Origin of the sequence: Mucilaginibacter sp. R-33 (assembly GCF_049949235.1) — a bacterium.
In the GTDB taxonomy this organism is placed as follows: domain Bacteria; phylum Bacteroidota; class Bacteroidia; order Sphingobacteriales; family Sphingobacteriaceae; genus Mucilaginibacter.
The window spans coordinates 425,595-442,375 of sequence record NZ_CP188089.1 but is presented as its reverse complement, the minus strand read 5'-3'; the positions used below and the strand labels follow the sequence as shown (position 1 = coordinate 442,375).

The following is a 16,781-nucleotide window of genomic DNA, read 5'->3' as shown; positions in this document are numbered from 1 at the left end:
CATTACATTAAAGCGTTTTAAAACACTATTTTTAGCGCCTCAAATATTGGTGCTTGAATATCAGCAAGCTGATGTTCAGGAACACCGATCATATACGGTTAACAGCAACATAAAAATGAAAGTTTTAAAATTTGGTGGGACATCAGTAGGTAGCCCCGCCCGGATGAAAGCACTGCTTGATATCATTAACCCGGCCGAGCGCCAGGTAGTGGTGCTATCGGCTGTGTCAGGCACAACAAACAGCCTCGTAGAAATTGGACAAGCATACCTCGCCGGTGATAAGAAGAAGGCGGTGCAGCTTATTACTATCCTAAAGGATAAGTACGAAATTTTTATTAAGGAATTGTTTGCGAAGCCCGAGTTTTTAGCCCAGGGCAAAGAGGTTATCGACTACCATTTTTCGTTGCTCGGCAACCTGGCTAATGATCTTTTCACACATATTGAAGATAAGATCATTGTTGCACAGGGCGAACTGCTTTCAACTACCCTCTATCATGTTTATTTAAAGGAGATAGGTATCCCATCAGTATTGCTGCCTGCCCTGGATTTTATGAAGATAGACGAAGATAATGAGCCGATTGTTGATCATATTACCGAAAACCTCCTCCCGTTGCTTGATAAGCATCCTGAAGTGAACCTGTTTATTACCCAGGGTTATATTTGCCGCAATGCTTATGGAGAGATAGATAACCTGCGCCGCGGCGGCAGCGACTATACCGCATCATTAATTGGTGCCGGTATTCGCAGCGAGGAAGTACAGATCTGGACAGATATCGACGGGATGCACAATAACGATCCGCGGATTGTAAAAGGTACGCAGCCGATTGCCCAGCTCTCGTTTGATGAAGCTGCAGAGCTAGCTTATTTTGGCGCTAAGATCCTGCACCCGCAAAGTGTTTTCCCCGCCCAAAAATATAAGATCCCCGTTCGTTTATTGAATACCATGGATCCGCAGGCAAAAGGTACCCTGATCACCATCACCAGCGAAAAGGATAAGATCAAATCCATCGCCGCTAAAGATGCCATTACAGCTATCAAGATCCAATCGAGCAGAATGCTTTTGGCCCATGGCTTCCTGCGTAAGGTATTTGAAGTGTTTGAACGCTATAAAACATCTATCGATATGATCACCACATCGGAAGTAGCGGTTTCGGTAACTATCGATGACACTACTTATTTGGGCGATATCACTAAAGAGCTGAATGCATACGGCTCGGTTGAGATAGACGTGAACCATACCATCATTTGCGTGGTAGGTGATTTTGGGGCCGAAAAACATGGTTATGCAGCCCGGGTGCTGGAAGCAGTTAAACATATCCCGTTAAGGATGATATCATACGGCGGCAGCGATCACAACCTGTCGTTACTGGTAAAAACAGAGGATAAGGTTGAGGCTTTAAGGAGTTTACACAACAGGCTGTTTTAATTCCGGATATCGGATTTTCGATTTCGGAATTACCTTATTTGAAATTTTTAATTTAAAACGTCATCGCAAGGAACGAAGCAATCCCTGATATGCAATAGTTCAGCATGATTTGATGAAATATTACCATGTTCACAAGTAAAACTATAGATAAATTCAACGGCTTAGAAACTCCGTTTTATTACTACGATCTCGAGGTGCTTAAAAACACCCTGAGTGCCTGCCGCGATGCTTCTGCAAAGCACGGCTTCCATGTGCATTACGCCATGAAGGCCAACTTTAACCCAAAAGTTATTGACACCATACAAACCTATGGCTTTGGCGCCGATTGCGTGAGCGGCAATGAAGTTCAGGCAGCTATTGATCATGGCTTTGATAAAAGCAAAGTTGTATTTGCAGGTGTAGGCAAATCAGACCGTGAAATAAACCTGGCCCTTGATGCAGATATCTTCTGCTTTAATGTCGAATCCATCCAGGAGCTTTTTATTATTGATGGCCTTGCTAAAGCAAAAAACAAAAAAGCTGGTGTAGCTATCCGCATTAACCCGAATGTTGATGCACATACTCACCATTTCATCACCACCGGACTCGATGAAAATAAGTTCGGCATCAACACTTGGCAATTACCTGATGTTGCTGCTGCTTTGCGCAAATGTGATAACCTGCAATTTTTAGGAATCCACTTCCATATCGGCTCACAAATTACCGACCTGGAGGTTTATAAAAACCTTTGCACCCGTATCAATGAGATGCAGGACTGGTTTGAAGACCGCGGTTTCCCTATCAAAGTACTCAATACAGGTGGTGGCCTTGGAGTTGATTATTACAGCCCGGATAACAACATAGCTGATTTTGAAGCCTACTTCCAGGTGTTTAAAAACTTCCTGAATGTTAAGCCGGGACAAGAAGTACATTTTGAGCTTGGCCGTGCACTGGTAGCCCAAAGTGCTTCGCTTATATCGCGTGTATTGTATGTTAAAAACGGACAGAAAAAGAACTTCCTGATCCTTGATGCCGGCATGACCGAGCTGATCCGCCCGATGCTTTACCAGGCTTATCACCAGATAGAGAATTTAAGTCGGATGTCGGAAAGTCCGGAAGCCGGAAAGTCCGAACGTTTAAAGTATGATGTTGTGGGGCCGATATGCGAAAGCACGGATTGTTTTCAGAAGGATGTGAGCCTGCCCGAATCATTCCGCGGTGACCTGATAGCTGTACGCACTGCAGGCGCTTATGGCGAAGTGATGGCGTCAGGCTATAACCTGCGCGACAGGGTTGGCAGCGTTTATTCTGAATAGCTATCTGAACCTATAGCCAAGCCTTAGCTGTACATAATTGCCGGCTTCAACAATGGCTATAAAGTTTTTAATCTGCATAAAATAAGCAGCGGCTACAATACCAGGATTATAAACCTTGTAGTCGTAATCGCTGTTTTTATTTCGGTATACATTATCATTTCCGAATGTACCGCCCCAAAAAAGCCGGAAACCAAACTGGTTGGCAACTTTATTGGTATGAAATATGATCTCAGTTGTACCACCTAATGTAAACAGGCCGGCACGCGGATCAGTGTAAAAGCCCGGTTTATTGGTGACAGCCTTCCTAAAGTTAAGGTAATCACCAAACTCATGACTATAGGCGGCTTCAAAACCAATAAAGCGAAAATCGACGTGTGCGCTGCTCACAAAAAAGTTGCCCGATAACCTCCCTCCCGCCGCTCCAAAGAATTTATTTTTAAAATAGTTGGGATCTTGCGGCTTCAATTCGCTGTTATGATAATCTCCTAATGTACCAAAAGCACCGTAAGCCAGGTTGAAATGATCAAACACATGTGCGCGGCTAAAATTAAGCTGTCCGCTCACCAACTCGTCTGAGTAATTAGGGCTTTCATCAACTACTAACGCCCCCGAAATATAGTTTGCTGATTTAACAGCATCGGCAGATACCGGTTTAGGCAAATAAGCAATATCGCTATGGTGCATGGCCGGCGCATAAATATGATCACTGCATGAGCTGATGATCATACCGGCCAGGAGCAAAAGCAGGCTGAATTTAAGTTTCATCGTAAAAGGTTCAGATCAGGTTTATAAATAGGATCCTGAACAATAATACGTTAAAACAAACAATAAAATAACAAAACCTACTGATTATTGCACCAGGCCGTTAATAAAGCTATCTGTAAAATCATCGGCAAAGTGAATTACATTTTGTAACGCTTCAAACTCACCCTGCTGATGTGTTGTGGTAAGTACAACAGCATTCATACCTGCATTAGCGGCAGCTTCGGCGCCTTTAGGCACATCTTCAAACACAATGCAATCTGTAGGCAATGCACCCAGCAGTTCAGCAGCCTTCAAAAACGTTTCAGGATGGGGCTTACTTAACACCACATCATCGGCACTTACTATCGCTTTAAAATAATGTCTGATGTTAAGGTTATCCAATACAAAATCAATATTAAAAGGAATTGCGGCCGAACCTATAGCCATGGGGATATCGTTTTCATAAGCTTTTTCCAAAAACTCATGCAAACCGGGCAATAATGCCAGGTGGGGTAAAAACTCATCCTGGTAGCGCTGTTCCTTAAGGTACGAAAGTCTGTCCATTTCTTCGGTAGTAAAGCGGTTAGGACCAAACATACGTACCAGCACTTCCTGATTTTTGCCGTACATCTGTGGTTTTACTTCATCCCAGGTAAAGCTACCGCCAAGGTCGGTATTTAAAAGATATTGCCATGCTTTGGTATGATAAGGCATGTCATTGATCATAGTGCCGTTGAGGTCGAATATAAAGGCCTTCATGTATTAATTTTCAATTTATGAGATAAAACCGAGCCAGTTTTTCGGCAAACTTAAACCTTTAAAAAACTAAAAGTTTAATTATGCCACATATTCTTTAAACACATAGGCGATTAGTTTTTAACAGCGGCCCTGGTAAACTACTACACGCAAAAGGCGCGAAGTGCAAATCAATATTCAAAAAGAGGCGCTTAACCGTATAGCTATCATACAATCGCACGAATTGCGGAGGCCGGTAGCGTCACTGCTTGGCATATTAGACTCATGCGAATGGAAATATTGATTTTGGTTACTTTAATGTAATAGAACATACCGTTAACGAACTGGATAAAAAGATACGGGGAATAGTAAAGGATTCGGAAGACATCATCCGGGGAGGCCATTTGGCAATAGTAGCCTGACCATCAATTATTTAACAAGCAAAATACTATCCCACAGATTTGATTTACACCTAAATTACCCTTTGGCTGTTGCTGATTATGGTAAATTATGACTACCTTGGCAGCATTAATAAATAAAATAATGCAAAATCAAGGAACAGTAAAATTTTTTAATGAAACAAAAGGTTTCGGATTTATAGTACCAAGTAATGGTGGTCCGGATATTTTTGTTCATTCAACAGGCCTTATTGACGAAGTTCGTGAAAACGACACCGTTGAATACGAAGTTGAAAACGGCCGTAAAGGTCTTAACGCGGTAAATGTAAAAGTTATATAATTATAATATAATCATTAAGCCTACCAGGCACTCAATTTTTTGAGTGCCTTTTTTGTTGACTTATTTTTTTTATTAACCTGCAGGGTATTTCAACTTAATATTTGAATGTTACTTTCAAATAAAACTGGCATTGTTGTTGTTTAAACTATGATATCATAAATCGACTACATATAAAACAAAGAAAGAACATGAAAGATCAAGCAAAAATTATAGCAGCACTATTGGTAGGTGCAGCGGCGGGCGCGGCTTTGGGTTTATTGTTAGCTCCTGAAAAAGGAACTGAATTGAGAGGAGATATTGCAGACTATATAAATGATTTGGTTGATACAGCCAAAACGAAAGCGCAAACAACAGCCGGAGAAATCAAAGATTACAGCAACAATGTAATTGACAAAGCAAAAACCAAGTTTAGCGGAACTGTTAGCGACCTTTGGGATGCTAAAGATAAAGCTGTTGACACAGTACAATCAAAAGCAGATGAAATTGCAGGCAAAGCCAGCGACGCCGCCGAAAGCGCAAAAGATAAAGCTAAAGCAACTGCTAACGACTGGAACAATTCTGTACAAAACGCATAATATTTAGTACTATCATAAAATAATAAAACCCTGCCAGTTGGCAGGGTTTTATTATTTATAAGCGTTTTTTTTATTATTTATTCCATGTATTGTTGCTGTCATCAGCATCCATAAATATACCGCCATCTAAAGTAGCTGATTTAATGGTTTTGGCGGTTTTGATATCTACCGAAATTTGCTTTTGATTTTTTTCCCAAACCACAGGGGTTTGATGAATGCTTTCGGCCGAACCATCAGCATAAGTAACTTTTACATCAAACGGAATTACAAAACCGCCCACGTTTTTAATTGCTACTGTATAACCACCGGCTGTTTTAGTTACACCTTTTATCGACAGATCAATATAGTAATTAGTAAAGAACCAGTTATTGAAAAACCAATCGAGGTTTTTACCTGTAATATTACTCATAGAGTTAAAATAATCCCATGGTATTGGGTGTTTGCCATGCCAGCGGTCCATATATCCATGCAAGGCTTTTTTGAACAGTTGATCGCCCAGCATATCTTTCAGGGCTAAATAACTTAATGAAGGCTTACCATATGAATTATTACCGTACCCACCCCTCAATTCGCTCGATGGTGTAATAACCGGCTGATCTTCGGCGGTTGAAGCATCATGGATCCATCTGTCAACACGGAAATTTTTGTACAATGCTTCAGCTTTTTCTTTGCCAACTTCTGATGTTCCTATCAACAGTTCAAAAGTGGTTGCCCAGCCTTCGTCCATAAATGCATAACGGCTTTCGTTAATACCCATATAAAAAGGGAAATAAGTATGCGCTATTTCATGATCCTGCACAAATTGCGAAAAGCGCACATCGTTGGTATGGCTATCGTTAACCATCATAGGGTATTCCATATCTGCAAAGCCCTGGAACGACGTCATCTTGGGGAACGGATAGGGTACGCCCGGCCAGTTGTGGGATAACCAGCTTAATGAATTACGGCCGTTTTGCACAGCATGGTGAAAATCTTCCGAGCTATCTAAAAAAGCTGCCTGCATACTTGAGCGGCGGTTTGTTGCATCATCAACCACAACGCTGGCTGCATCCCATACATAATGATCACTGATGCCTACAGCCATATCGCTGATATCATTAGCGGTCCAGGTCCAGGTGTTCATCTCCTTTTGAGCAGTTACTTTATGAGCGGCAAGCTCAGCAGCCGATGCAATATTGATAGTTGAATCACTGGTGAATGAAGCCTTCAATCGTTTTGCATATTCAGGCTGAAGTACTTCATCAGGGTTTTGCAAGGTACCGGTAGCCCAAACCACGTAGTTTTTAGGCGCGGTAACGTGCAGGGTATAGTCGTTAAAGTCGTTGTAAAATTCCTGAGCATCTAAAAAAGGTAGCCTGTCCCAGCCGTTGTAATCATCATAAACTGATACCCGCGGATAAAAATAAGCCAGGTAACAGGTAGTTGAATCGATCATGCCTTCGCGGCCGCTTTCTTTCGAAATTTCAAAATGCCAGTCAATATCAAGCTTAACCGAATCATGAGGCATCAACGGCTTACTTAAACCTACCATTTGATTTGTTGAACCTGATGCAACTTTTTTTGCTTCGCCATTAATTGAAAAGCTATCAAACTGAATGCCCGGTGTAAGATAGTCAGCCCCTGCATCGCCAAAACGCGCGGCACCCGGTTTATGAATGTTCAGGATAAGCTTCATGTTAAGCTTTTTTAAAGTATCCGGACTATTATTAACATAAGTGATCTGTTCTGTGCCTTTTACAGTACGATTTTGAGGCACAGCCGTAATACTGATATTATAACGGCCATAATTTTGCCAGTACTTTTTGCCGGGGCGGCCATCAGTCGAGCGCGTTTCGTTTTTAAATGCTTTTTGTATATCGCGGGGCATATACAAGGTTTGGGCCTTAACCTGTATAAATGCAATGCAGGCTAATGCAGATAAAATAATGGGTTTGGTCATACGTCTTAAATTTCGTTGCCAATTTAAATTAATTGGACTAAATAACGATATGCAGGAAACATTAATCGGAAAATTTAAAACAAAAAATCGCTTGATAAGTCGCTATATCAGAGCTTATTTTGTAACAAAGCTGTCACAAAGATTATTTATAAATAAATATTTTGCGGTATCGGATATATTTTATTTTACTTTGTTACCAGTTATTTTAATAGGGGTATTAAATAACTAACATTTAAGCCATCTGCGCTATGCGGATGGCTTTCTTATTATAGACGCTTAATCCGCAATTATATATTCTTTACTAATAAGCGTAAACAGCTCGTCGTTGTCAATTGATTCATCTTTACACTCGGTAAGTAATTGTTGAGCTTCAGTATAATTAAGCTGTTTGGCCACCATTATTAACATATGGCACGAAGTGATATTAATATGCTCAAGTAACTGCAGATACAACATAATATCCATATCCAGCAATACCGGTATAGTTTGCTCTTCGTCCAGGCAAAACTCATCCTTAACAATGGACTTTATAGGGTTACAGTTCTTATCCGACGGAATTTCATCAATCAGGTTATACACCTTATTCATCCGTTCTATCTGTTTTTTGATATCGTCCCAAAACTCCTGTATCGCTTGCTGCAATGCGGTAAAAGAAGCGAGGCCTTTCAGGTGCCCAAGATGTTTATCAAGATAACATTTACCAAAATAAATACGGTTAAGATTGTGGACAAATACCTGTTTTAACAAATCGTTATCCAGTGTTTTAGGGGTATTGTTGCTCATGGTATGAAGTTAAAAGTATATAGTTAGGGTTTATATATTTCTTAAAAGCTGTTTCACGCAATTGCTTATCAAACTTACCTTAAAAATAACTAAGTTTTATTACCCGGACAGATGTGCCGGGATAAATTAACTTTGCATTGCAATAACATAATGCTATGAAATATAAATTAGGCGATTTTGTTCGATTTGTTGATGAAAAAATGGAAGGTTTTGTAACGCGCATCATCGACGAACAGATGATAGGTGTTACCGGCGATGACGATTTTGAGATTCCGGTACTTGCCAGCAAAGTAACTTACGTTCATGGTTACCAACCGGCAGGGACGACAAAAAGCACCAATACAACGGATGAAAAGCTCGTAATACCAGGTGAATTTGTTAAAAAAGGCGTTTATATAGGTGTGGTTACTGATGCCAGGGCAAGTTCTGTTGTGCATTTTCACTTAATCAATGAAACTTCGTTTCAGTTGCTGGCTACTTTAACAACTGATAAGCAACAGGTATTTAAAGGCGAATTTGCAGGGATCATCGCGCCAAAATCAACCGAAAATATCTACTCCGCCCAACTGGCCGATCTGCAGGTTTGGCCAAAGTTTATTTTCAGCGTTTTATTCAGTACTAAACAAAACGTTGAACCACCGGCACCGTTGGCTGTACATGAAAAGTTTAAGGCCAAGGATTTTTCGACCACTAAAAAGAACATTCCATTGCTTAACCAGGCTGGCTGGCTCATCAGGCTCGACGAGCCTGAACTGGTTATTGATGCTCAAAAATTGAAGGAAAGCTTTTTTGAAAGCCCTACCGAAAAAATAGTGATCGAAAAGCCGGTTAACGAAGTTGACCTGCATATAGAAAAGCTGCGCGACGATTATCAGTTTTTAAGCAGCGCTGAGATTATGGAAATTCAACTGGCCCATTTTTACAAAGCATTGGATGCGGCAATTGTTCATCAATTACCCGATATCACTTTCATACACGGCGCGGGCAATGGCACACTGCGTAATGAGCTGCACAAACAATTGGGCAGGCATAAAAAAGTACAAACCTTTATGGATGCCCGTAAAGAAAAATTTGGTTACGGCGCTACCAAGGTATTGTTGAAGTAACAATTTACAGCAGTAAGTGAGCCTTACGAAGTTTTGAAACCTTCGTAAGGCGGCTTTCTTTCTTACTTTTTCGCAAACCAGATTTCAAGATTAGGCAACTTTAAAGTTTGATGCGGCGATGCCGGATTATGTAACTTTAAACTCACAGGGTAAAGTTTATTTGCTTCAAACGTTAAAGGTTCAAGATCTTTAATATAGATATTTTGTGGAATACTATGTGTAAGCGCAAAAGGCATGTTCTTTTTAAAGTTGTTGAACACTTTTATCAGTAACTGGTTATTGCCGGGCATCAAATCCAAACCGATGACATGACTTACAGAGGCAGCCTTGCCCGGATTGTTATTGATGAGCAGCTGCCTGCCATTTAGCAAAATAATTATACCATCGCCGCTGATAACCTTAACCTGCGCGTAAATTAAATCCTTGCCTGCGTTAATGTTTTGCAAAATGTAGTAAGCATTATCCATGCCTGCAGGCAAATCAATCAGCTGCCCGTTTTTATAGTCATTTACAGACCGCCATGGTTTATTGGTGTCTTTGGTAAAAGGTTTTGAGATATCGATTTTATCCGCGCTGCCATTTAAACCTCCTAAGCTTGCGGAGTATGGGCCGGTTATATATAATGGACCCCATTTTATTTTAGCCGTATCGGGTTTATACTTCATCTTCCTGTCGCTGTCGAGCTTGAGCGTGGTAGTTACATTATTAACATTTAGGTCAACAATGCTGCCTTTTTCTTCGTCAGTATATTGTATAGCAGGCTGATACCTGCCTTTGTGTTTGGGCTTAATTGTCCAGCCTTGCTTTACCGTACTTTGATAATTGCTGTTGTAATCAATGCCCGATGAACTATAATAATTATAAGCGTTGTGCTCATCCAGTTTTATGTGGCCATAACTGCTGCTCAGGATATGAACAGGTTGCACTTTGTAACCTTCGGCAACGTCGACCTGTATAACTTTTATTTGTTTTTCACTGTCAAAACCTGCGGGTAAGGTTATCACAGCGGCATCAGTTGCCTGCTTAAAGTTAAGAGATTGTTGTTCGCCCAAAACAGAAACATTACCGATCCTGCCTTCCAGACCGGGTAAAGTGATCAGGCCATCAGCAGGCACCGAAGTTACGAAAAGATAAAGCTTATTGGGTTTAGCAGTTATATTACCCCAGTTAAAGGGGGTAAAAAATGGATCGGCAGTTGTGCCATAAACAGCTTCTGCATTTTTATGGAGCCAGACGCCTATCTTCAATAAAACATCCTTTTCAAAACCAACTACTGAGCCATCGCCTTTGGGTCCGATATTAAGCAGGTAATTACCTCCCCTGCTAATCACACGGATCAGGCTTTCCAATTTCTCTTTATACTTTTCATCCTCGCTTCCGCGTTTTTGCCACGACCGGTAGCCCCAGGTTTCGTCAAAAAATGAAGCAGGCGACTGCCAGGGCACTCCAATGGAATAATCGGGATACTGATTATCACCCATTACGGCAAAATCGCCCTGATCATTACCCAAACGGCTGCTTACCATACAATCAGGCTGCAGGCGGTGCACCAATTGATAAAGCTCTTTACTTTGTTCAGGGCTTTGCGACCCCATATCAAACCAAAGTTCGGATATAGTACCATAGTTTGATAGCAACTCGGTTACCTGCTTCTTGTTATATTCATGATGCTCGGGTGTTATATAATCAGAATTATGACTTGATATGGGCGCCGCTTGCGGATAATGCCAGTCTATCAGCGAAAAATACAAACCAAACCTCAGACCATGCCTTTTACAGGCTTCGGCCATTTCCTTTACCACATCACGGTTAAATGGAGTAGCATCAACCACATTAAAATCGGTAGTTGCAGTTTTAAACATGCAAAATCCGTCGTGATGTTTTGAAGTTAGTACAACAGAGCGCATCCCAGCCGCTTTAGCCAGCAGGGCAATACTATCGGCATTCCAGTTTACCGGCTTAAAGTTTTTGGCCAGGTTGGCGTAAGTATCACTGTAAATACCAGCATGAGCCTGAATTTGCTCACTTAAGCCGCGGGTAACCGGCTTCCCGTCCCAAACGCCACCCAAAACTGAATAAATACCACCGAAATGGATAAACATGGAAAACTTCTGATCCTGCCATTGCTTTATCGAAGAAGATGACGGTTGTGCAAATGCAAAATGAATACAAACTAATAACGATAACAGTGTGCTTATGATTTTTTTCATGGGAGAACTTCAATACCTCAAAGTGTAAAAAAGTTGTTAATAAACAAAAACCTCACAACTTAAACTTGCGTGTTGTAAACTAACAGTTGCACAATTATGCACACCAAACAACTCAACTTTACACTTTTGCTAATAAACATGTTATATAATTGTGAAATCCACTTCACAATTTGCATTTTTTTAATAAAAATATTATTTGCATCTTTGTAGCAACACAACCCTAACCCTAATTCATAATGAAAAACGTCTCTTGCTCAGCAGCAAGGGTTCATTTAACCTTTAAAAAAACGTAATGTTCGAATCTATTCAAATTCAACCCAATATCCATTGTGAGCCTTGCAAAGAATGTGGTGCACGCCCGGTAATTAATCAAACCCGTAAAGGTTTTGTGGTTACCTGCCCAACAAATAAAAAGCATTATGAAACTGCTCCTGGTATGGTAAATATTGATGAATGGAACAGGTTTAACCAAAAATCGCCGGTGCTTACAGGCACACAATATAAAAGCAAAGCCTCATAAAAACTATTCCATAAAAGTAATAGTTTCAGTTTTGGGTATTTAATCAATAAAAACCTGCTTATGAGGATACAATGGGTTTAATTGTATTCATGTTATGCATATTGTAGATACTGAAAATGAACCTTCAAAAAAAAGGCACAGCTATACATTTTGTCCAAAGTGCCAAACCAATACCGGCCAAAGGATTCACAGGCCTGCATTGTTAAAGCTATTGACATTTTGGCTGCCGGTTAAAAGGTATTTTTGTTATAGCTGCAACAAAAAATACCTGGTAATTGAAAGGTAACGAAACCGTTCAGTAACAATACACGTTCTATTGTTCAAAACATGGTATCGCTTAACAATACAAGGCCATTTCACTTTGCAAAAAGCAGAGCTGTTTGCCTGCTACCCGATTTGAGATACTCGGCATAGCTTTTTTTAATATAACTGATCATATCATAATCGCTCATCTTTTTCACTTTTTTAATTTCGGGGTGATATTGGTTCATAAAGTTTTGCAGCGAATCGCCTTTAAGATTAGTTATTGAGCTCACCTTTTCCGGCGAAAAAAACCTGTCCACATACTCATCTTCTTCATCTTTCAACAAAATCTTTTGCAGCTTTGATTGCGGAGCTCTGTTTTTATTCAACATGTCGATCACCGACAGCAAGTTGATGCTCAAGATAGTTGCTGTACTTTTATCCGCATTTATGTGATTGCTGGGTTTACCAAAATCAAGATCAGCCGGACGTGCTATAAACGCATCTTTTATAGTTGAGCTACGATAGGCAAAAACAGAGGCAAACTCCCTCCTGTTACGTAATGAATCGGCTCGGGCATTACGCCTGGCCCTGATTTTTACCTCACTTAAAACAGTTGCCGCAGGCTCAATGTAACATCTTAAGGTATCAAATTTTAAAAAACTGACTATAAGCTTAAAAGGCTTGTAACCTATGCTGGTGACCCTTAAAGTATCACCGGGCTTTACATTGGCCAGCACAAACTTCCCTTCGACATTACTTATACTTTTTGATGCGGGTGTATTGATAAAAGCATTTGCCACCGGCAAATAGGTAGTTTTATCAATAACGATACCTTTAACACGCTGGGCAAACAGATTTATTGACAAGAGCATCAATATTACTGTTGAGGTAAGTTTCAATGTTTTCATGACGGGTTCAGTTAACAGGTGAGCGGGTTAACTAAATATACGCATAAATTATTAACCTTTACACTTTTAACAAATATTAACAATTGCTGAATTACGGTCACAAAACTTTCTTTCCGCTAAAAAAGCCAATAAACTACTTCATCATAGCTTCAAAAATTTCATCAAAACCTTTGCTTTTAAATTTTTGGAAGGTTCCGTCAAACTTTTCGCTAACGGGGTTAAGCAATTGAAAACAAAGCTGTTTATCTTCCTCGCTCAATGCGCTGGTCATCATTCTCGCAACTTCAAGTACACGTACTTTGGCTTTTCCAAGAGTTTCCTCTCCAAGGGCTGTTAACTTTAAACGCTTAATACGTTTATCATCAATATCTTCATACTCGGTTATCAGTTCGCGTTTTTTTAGCCTGTTAAGCATGTTGGTACCGCTTGATAGTTCGATTATATTATTATAAATAGCCTCAGATTTTATTGGATTAACCTGGTTAAAAATAGTAACCAATATACCGAACTCCTCTATCTGATCAAGCCCTGTGCCTTCAAGCGCTTTGTTTGAATATACCATATGGTACTTCCCTATCCGTCTTATCAAAATCATGAGCTTGCCGTTAATTCCCGGCCTTAATTGCCAGTCGGGTTTAGCTTTCTTCTCATCTGCTGCCTTAGCCATCAGCTGATGCCGGAAGAAATCATTCAAATTACAACCGGGATTTTGCTCTTCATAATCGCCCCAAAGCTTAACCAATTCAACTGTTTTATTCACCTGTTATTCCCTTTTGGTATCAAATCTAACAAAACGCCTCCAATATTTGCTATTTACTTTCTTTTGGTATAATATTGTATTAATTTACTACCATATGGTATATTTTATAAATTTAATCAATCACAACAAATGAATACCTCACTCTTTTTACCGGCATTATTAGTATTACACCTAACAGGACTAACGATAATGGCGGGCACCACCATTGTTGATTTTACAGTATTTAAAACCTTTTGGAAGCATTTTAATGATGATAAAGAAAAATCAAAAGGCATGCTGGCGGGTACATCTAAATCATCTACATTGATTGGAATAGGTGCCGCCCTGCTGGTTATAACAGGCATTGGCATGATGGCCTTAACCCATGGCGTATTTGGCGAACAGTTATGGTTTAGAATAAAAATAGGAATTGTTTTGGTTCTAATGCTGAACGGGATATTTTTTGGCAGGAGGCAAGGCGAAAAGTTACGAATGATTATGACTAACGACAAAGCTTACTTAGCAGAACGGGTTGACCAAATTAAGGTGAACCTTAATATCTTTTTTACAGTACAACTGATATTGTTTTTCAGTATAGTTTTTTTAAGCGTTTTCAAATTTAGTTAATCACCAAAAGAATGGAAATGCAACAAAACATGCCTATTTATAAGTTGGTAATTGTAGGCGCAAACGGCGGCATTGGCAGGCAGTGCGTTGAACAGGCCCTTCAGGCCGGGCACCTGGTTACCGCAATATTACGAAACCCGGCCAAATTAGCAATCGAGCACCCCAATCTAAAAAAAGTAAGCGGCGATGTTATGCAACCCGGCGCATTTGAAAATCATTTTGAAAACCAGGATGCTGTGATTTCGGCAATAGGCGTAGCCGGCGGTTTCGGATCAGATAAACCCACAGCTTTATATTCGCAAGGCAATGCCAATGTTTTAAAAGCGATGGAACAAAAAGGCATAAAACGCATGTTCCTGATCTCGGCCAGTGCAATTGAAATAAGTCCCGTACTCCCATTTTATATCAGGCTTATTGAAAAATATGTAGTTCAAAAACTGCTGAAACATATGTATACCGATTTGCTCAAAATGGAGGCAGTGATAAAAAGCAGTAACATTAGCTGGACTATCATTAGACCACCGCAGCTTACAAATCAGGCTGTTACCGGCACATATCGCATAGCTATTAATGCATTTCTTAAAAACTGCCTGAAAATATCAAGGGCTGATATTGCGCACTTTATCATCAATAACATTGCTAACCGGGATATTTACCAGGCAACAGTTGAAATTGGATATTAACACTAAAATTCCGCCAATGAAGCGGGACATTTTTAACTACTGTTAACTTAGCGATCCAATCAAAGCTGACTATCTCATATAATAAAAAAAGACCTTTCCATCGCTGAAAAGGTCTTTTCTTTAGCTGGCTGCGGATTATTTTCCGTAAACTATCCAGGAAGCCTTCGACCAGTCATTAGCTGGATCGATCGCACCTATATAGTTGGTTTTATCAAAGAACGAATCGGATAAGGAGCCATCAAACTTGCCCGCAACAATTGCCGGTGAACCTGCTTTAGGCAATAAGTTTGGAGCAGCATTGTTAAACGGATCGGTCAACATAATATCTGCTGCAGCAGTGAATGATTTTGTGCCATCACGGCCTTCAACTAAAGTTTTTAAACCTGCTGCGTCCAGTAAACCAGCTGTAGCCAATTTGTCAACTTTATAGGGTGAAGTTACCGCCTGCAGCAAGCTGTTTTTTAAACCGCTTGTTCCGGCAATATAATACTGAGCGGTTGGATCATTATCCAGGTCTAAGCCCGCTTTTTGCCCTCCCATTACGATGGCATTAGCCAAAATAAATTTTGCACCTCTTCTCCAACGCATACCATAGCCGTAATCCGCAGATACTCCTGTGGCGTTATTAGGCCCTATAGCCGTAAAGTTTGACAACAAAGGGAATGTGTTAGGAGTTAATAAATAACCTTTAGCATCTGTTGTGTTATCCACTTCAAAATTGTTGGAGATATCACCGCTGGTACCTTTATTATCAGTAAATGCCGGATCTTTAACAGAGATCGCGTATTGGATCTTACCATGGTATCCATCATCAAAATCAAAGTCATCATCGGCATTGTTATAGGCAACCAGGTATTTAGCATTAAATGAACCGCCGAAAAACTCGTAAGCATCGTCAAGGCCGCGAAGCACTTCAATGTGATCTACTTTGGTACCGCTGCCAACAGTGTACATACTTAAGCCGTTTACTTCATCACCTGGATTAACCGCTTTACCGGCATATTCAATACGTACATATTGTAAAACCCCTGAATTATCAGCGTCGTTTGTGCCGCCGAATGGCTGGTGCTCGGTATCTACGCCACCTTCCAAAACAGCGTGGTTGCCATTACCCGTAGCCGATCCAACGATCACAAGGCCACCGAAATTACCTGGTTTCGGATCAGCCTCCGCCGAGGTGAAAACAATTGGCTTATCAGCAGTTCCGGCGGCATTGATCTTGCTTCCTTTATAAATGATAAGGACACCGGCTGAGTCTTTATTGCTCACAATTTTGGTTCCCGGATCGATGGTTAAAGTTGCATTATTATCCACGTAAACATAACCGCGAAGCCTGTAAGTGATATCGGCGGTCCAATGTGTGTCTTTAGTAATCTTTCCCCTTACATCCATCTTGGTAACAGCAGGAGGATTAACCGGCGGATTTTTACCCGGATCATCGTTTTTTGAGCAGGATGCTAATCCTATCATGGCTAATGAGCCAAGTAAATACAACGTTTTTTTCATA

General features: G+C 40.4%; 16 protein-coding genes. 8 read left to right on the top strand and 8 right to left on the bottom strand.

Translation table 11 applies throughout. The features are described 5' to 3' along the window. Positions 1-115 precede the first annotated feature (115 nt). Together ACP26M_RS02115 and lysA are read left to right on the top strand one after the other, a co-directional pair. Positions 116-1,426, top strand: a complete 1,311-nt coding sequence (locus ACP26M_RS02115; protein WP_426585721.1) for an aspartate kinase — start codon at positions 116-118, stop codon at positions 1,424-1,426. 125 nt (positions 1,427-1,551) lie between these two features. Then, the gene (gene lysA / locus ACP26M_RS02110) at positions 1,552-2,721 is read left to right on the top strand and encodes a diaminopimelate decarboxylase (protein WP_426585719.1); all 1,170 of its coding nucleotides are present in this window, start codon (positions 1,552-1,554) and stop codon (positions 2,719-2,721) included. On the opposite strand, the gene ACP26M_RS02105 is transcribed toward lysA, so the two are convergent. Together ACP26M_RS02105 and ACP26M_RS02100 are read right to left on the bottom strand one after the other, a co-directional pair. Continuing rightward, a complete protein-coding gene (locus ACP26M_RS02105; RefSeq protein ID WP_426585717.1) occupies positions 2,722-3,486 on the bottom strand; it encodes a hypothetical protein in 765 nt (254 codons plus the stop codon). Positions 3,487-3,570: 84 nt separating this feature from the next. Beyond that, complete coding sequence (locus tag ACP26M_RS02100; protein ID WP_426585715.1) at positions 3,571-4,224, bottom strand: HAD family hydrolase; 654 nt, start codon at positions 4,222-4,224, stop codon at positions 3,571-3,573. Positions 4,225-4,743: 519 nt separating this feature from the next. Between ACP26M_RS02100 and ACP26M_RS02095 the strand changes: the two genes are divergently transcribed. Further along, entirely contained in the window at positions 4,744-4,938 is a 195-nt protein-coding gene (locus ACP26M_RS02095) for a cold-shock protein (protein WP_090533335.1), read from the top strand. Positions 4,939-5,126: 188 nt separating this feature from the next. After that, positions 5,127-5,513 carry a YtxH domain-containing protein gene (locus ACP26M_RS02090; RefSeq protein ID WP_090533337.1) on the top strand — a complete coding sequence of 129 codons (387 nt, stop codon included), beginning with the start codon at positions 5,127-5,129 and terminating at the stop codon, positions 5,511-5,513. Positions 5,514-5,586: 73 nt separating this feature from the next. Here the strand turns inward: ACP26M_RS02090 and ACP26M_RS02085 are convergent, their stop codons facing one another. Further along, positions 5,587-7,452 carry a M1 family metallopeptidase gene (locus ACP26M_RS02085; RefSeq protein WP_426585712.1) on the bottom strand — a complete coding sequence of 622 codons (1,866 nt, stop codon included), beginning with the start codon at positions 7,450-7,452 and terminating at the stop codon, positions 5,587-5,589. Positions 7,453-7,728: 276 nt separating this feature from the next. Then, positions 7,729-8,235 (bottom strand): DUF892 family protein, encoded by a 507-nt coding sequence (locus ACP26M_RS02080; protein WP_426585710.1) that lies wholly within the window; start codon positions 8,233-8,235, stop codon positions 7,729-7,731. Between the two features lie 155 nt (positions 8,236-8,390). On the opposite strand from ACP26M_RS02080, the gene ACP26M_RS02075 reads away from it, so the two are divergent. After that, positions 8,391-9,341 (top strand): Smr/MutS family protein, encoded by a 951-nt coding sequence (locus tag ACP26M_RS02075; protein ID WP_426585708.1) that lies wholly within the window; start codon positions 8,391-8,393, stop codon positions 9,339-9,341. Between the two features lie 62 nt (positions 9,342-9,403). Here the strand turns inward: ACP26M_RS02075 and ACP26M_RS02070 are convergent, their stop codons facing one another. Next, positions 9,404-11,551, bottom strand: a complete 2,148-nt coding sequence (locus tag ACP26M_RS02070; RefSeq protein ID WP_426585706.1) for an alpha-L-fucosidase — start codon at positions 11,549-11,551, stop codon at positions 9,404-9,406. A gap of 292 nt (positions 11,552-11,843) precedes the next feature. On the opposite strand from ACP26M_RS02070, the gene ACP26M_RS02065 reads away from it, so the two are divergent. Continuing rightward, complete coding sequence (locus ACP26M_RS02065; protein ID WP_426585704.1) at positions 11,844-12,071, top strand: hypothetical protein; 228 nt, start codon at positions 11,844-11,846, stop codon at positions 12,069-12,071. A gap of 356 nt (positions 12,072-12,427) precedes the next feature. Here ACP26M_RS02065 and ACP26M_RS02060 read toward each other — a convergent pair whose 3' ends face one another. Together ACP26M_RS02060 and ACP26M_RS02055 are read right to left on the bottom strand one after the other, a co-directional pair. Continuing rightward, positions 12,428-13,225: a hypothetical protein gene (locus ACP26M_RS02060; RefSeq protein ID WP_426585702.1), complete on the bottom strand. Its 798-nt coding sequence runs from the start codon at positions 13,223-13,225 to the stop codon at positions 12,428-12,430. A 133-nt stretch (positions 13,226-13,358) separates the two neighbouring features. Next, positions 13,359-13,985, bottom strand: a complete 627-nt coding sequence (locus tag ACP26M_RS02055; RefSeq protein ID WP_426585700.1) for a MarR family winged helix-turn-helix transcriptional regulator — start codon at positions 13,983-13,985, stop codon at positions 13,359-13,361. Between the two features lie 129 nt (positions 13,986-14,114). Between ACP26M_RS02055 and ACP26M_RS02050 the strand changes: the two genes are divergently transcribed. Then, complete coding sequence (locus ACP26M_RS02050) at positions 14,115-14,591, top strand: hypothetical protein (RefSeq protein ID WP_426585698.1); 477 nt, start codon at positions 14,115-14,117, stop codon at positions 14,589-14,591. A gap of 11 nt (positions 14,592-14,602) precedes the next feature. Further along, positions 14,603-15,274 carry an NAD(P)-dependent oxidoreductase gene (locus ACP26M_RS02045; RefSeq protein ID WP_426585696.1) on the top strand — a complete coding sequence of 224 codons (672 nt, stop codon included), beginning with the start codon at positions 14,603-14,605 and terminating at the stop codon, positions 15,272-15,274. A 135-nt stretch (positions 15,275-15,409) separates the two neighbouring features. Here the strand turns inward: ACP26M_RS02045 and ACP26M_RS02040 are convergent, their stop codons facing one another. Then, positions 15,410-16,780 carry a hypothetical protein gene (locus tag ACP26M_RS02040; RefSeq protein ID WP_426585694.1) on the bottom strand — a complete coding sequence of 457 codons (1,371 nt, stop codon included), beginning with the start codon at positions 16,778-16,780 and terminating at the stop codon, positions 15,410-15,412. Position 16,781 lies beyond the last annotated feature (1 nt).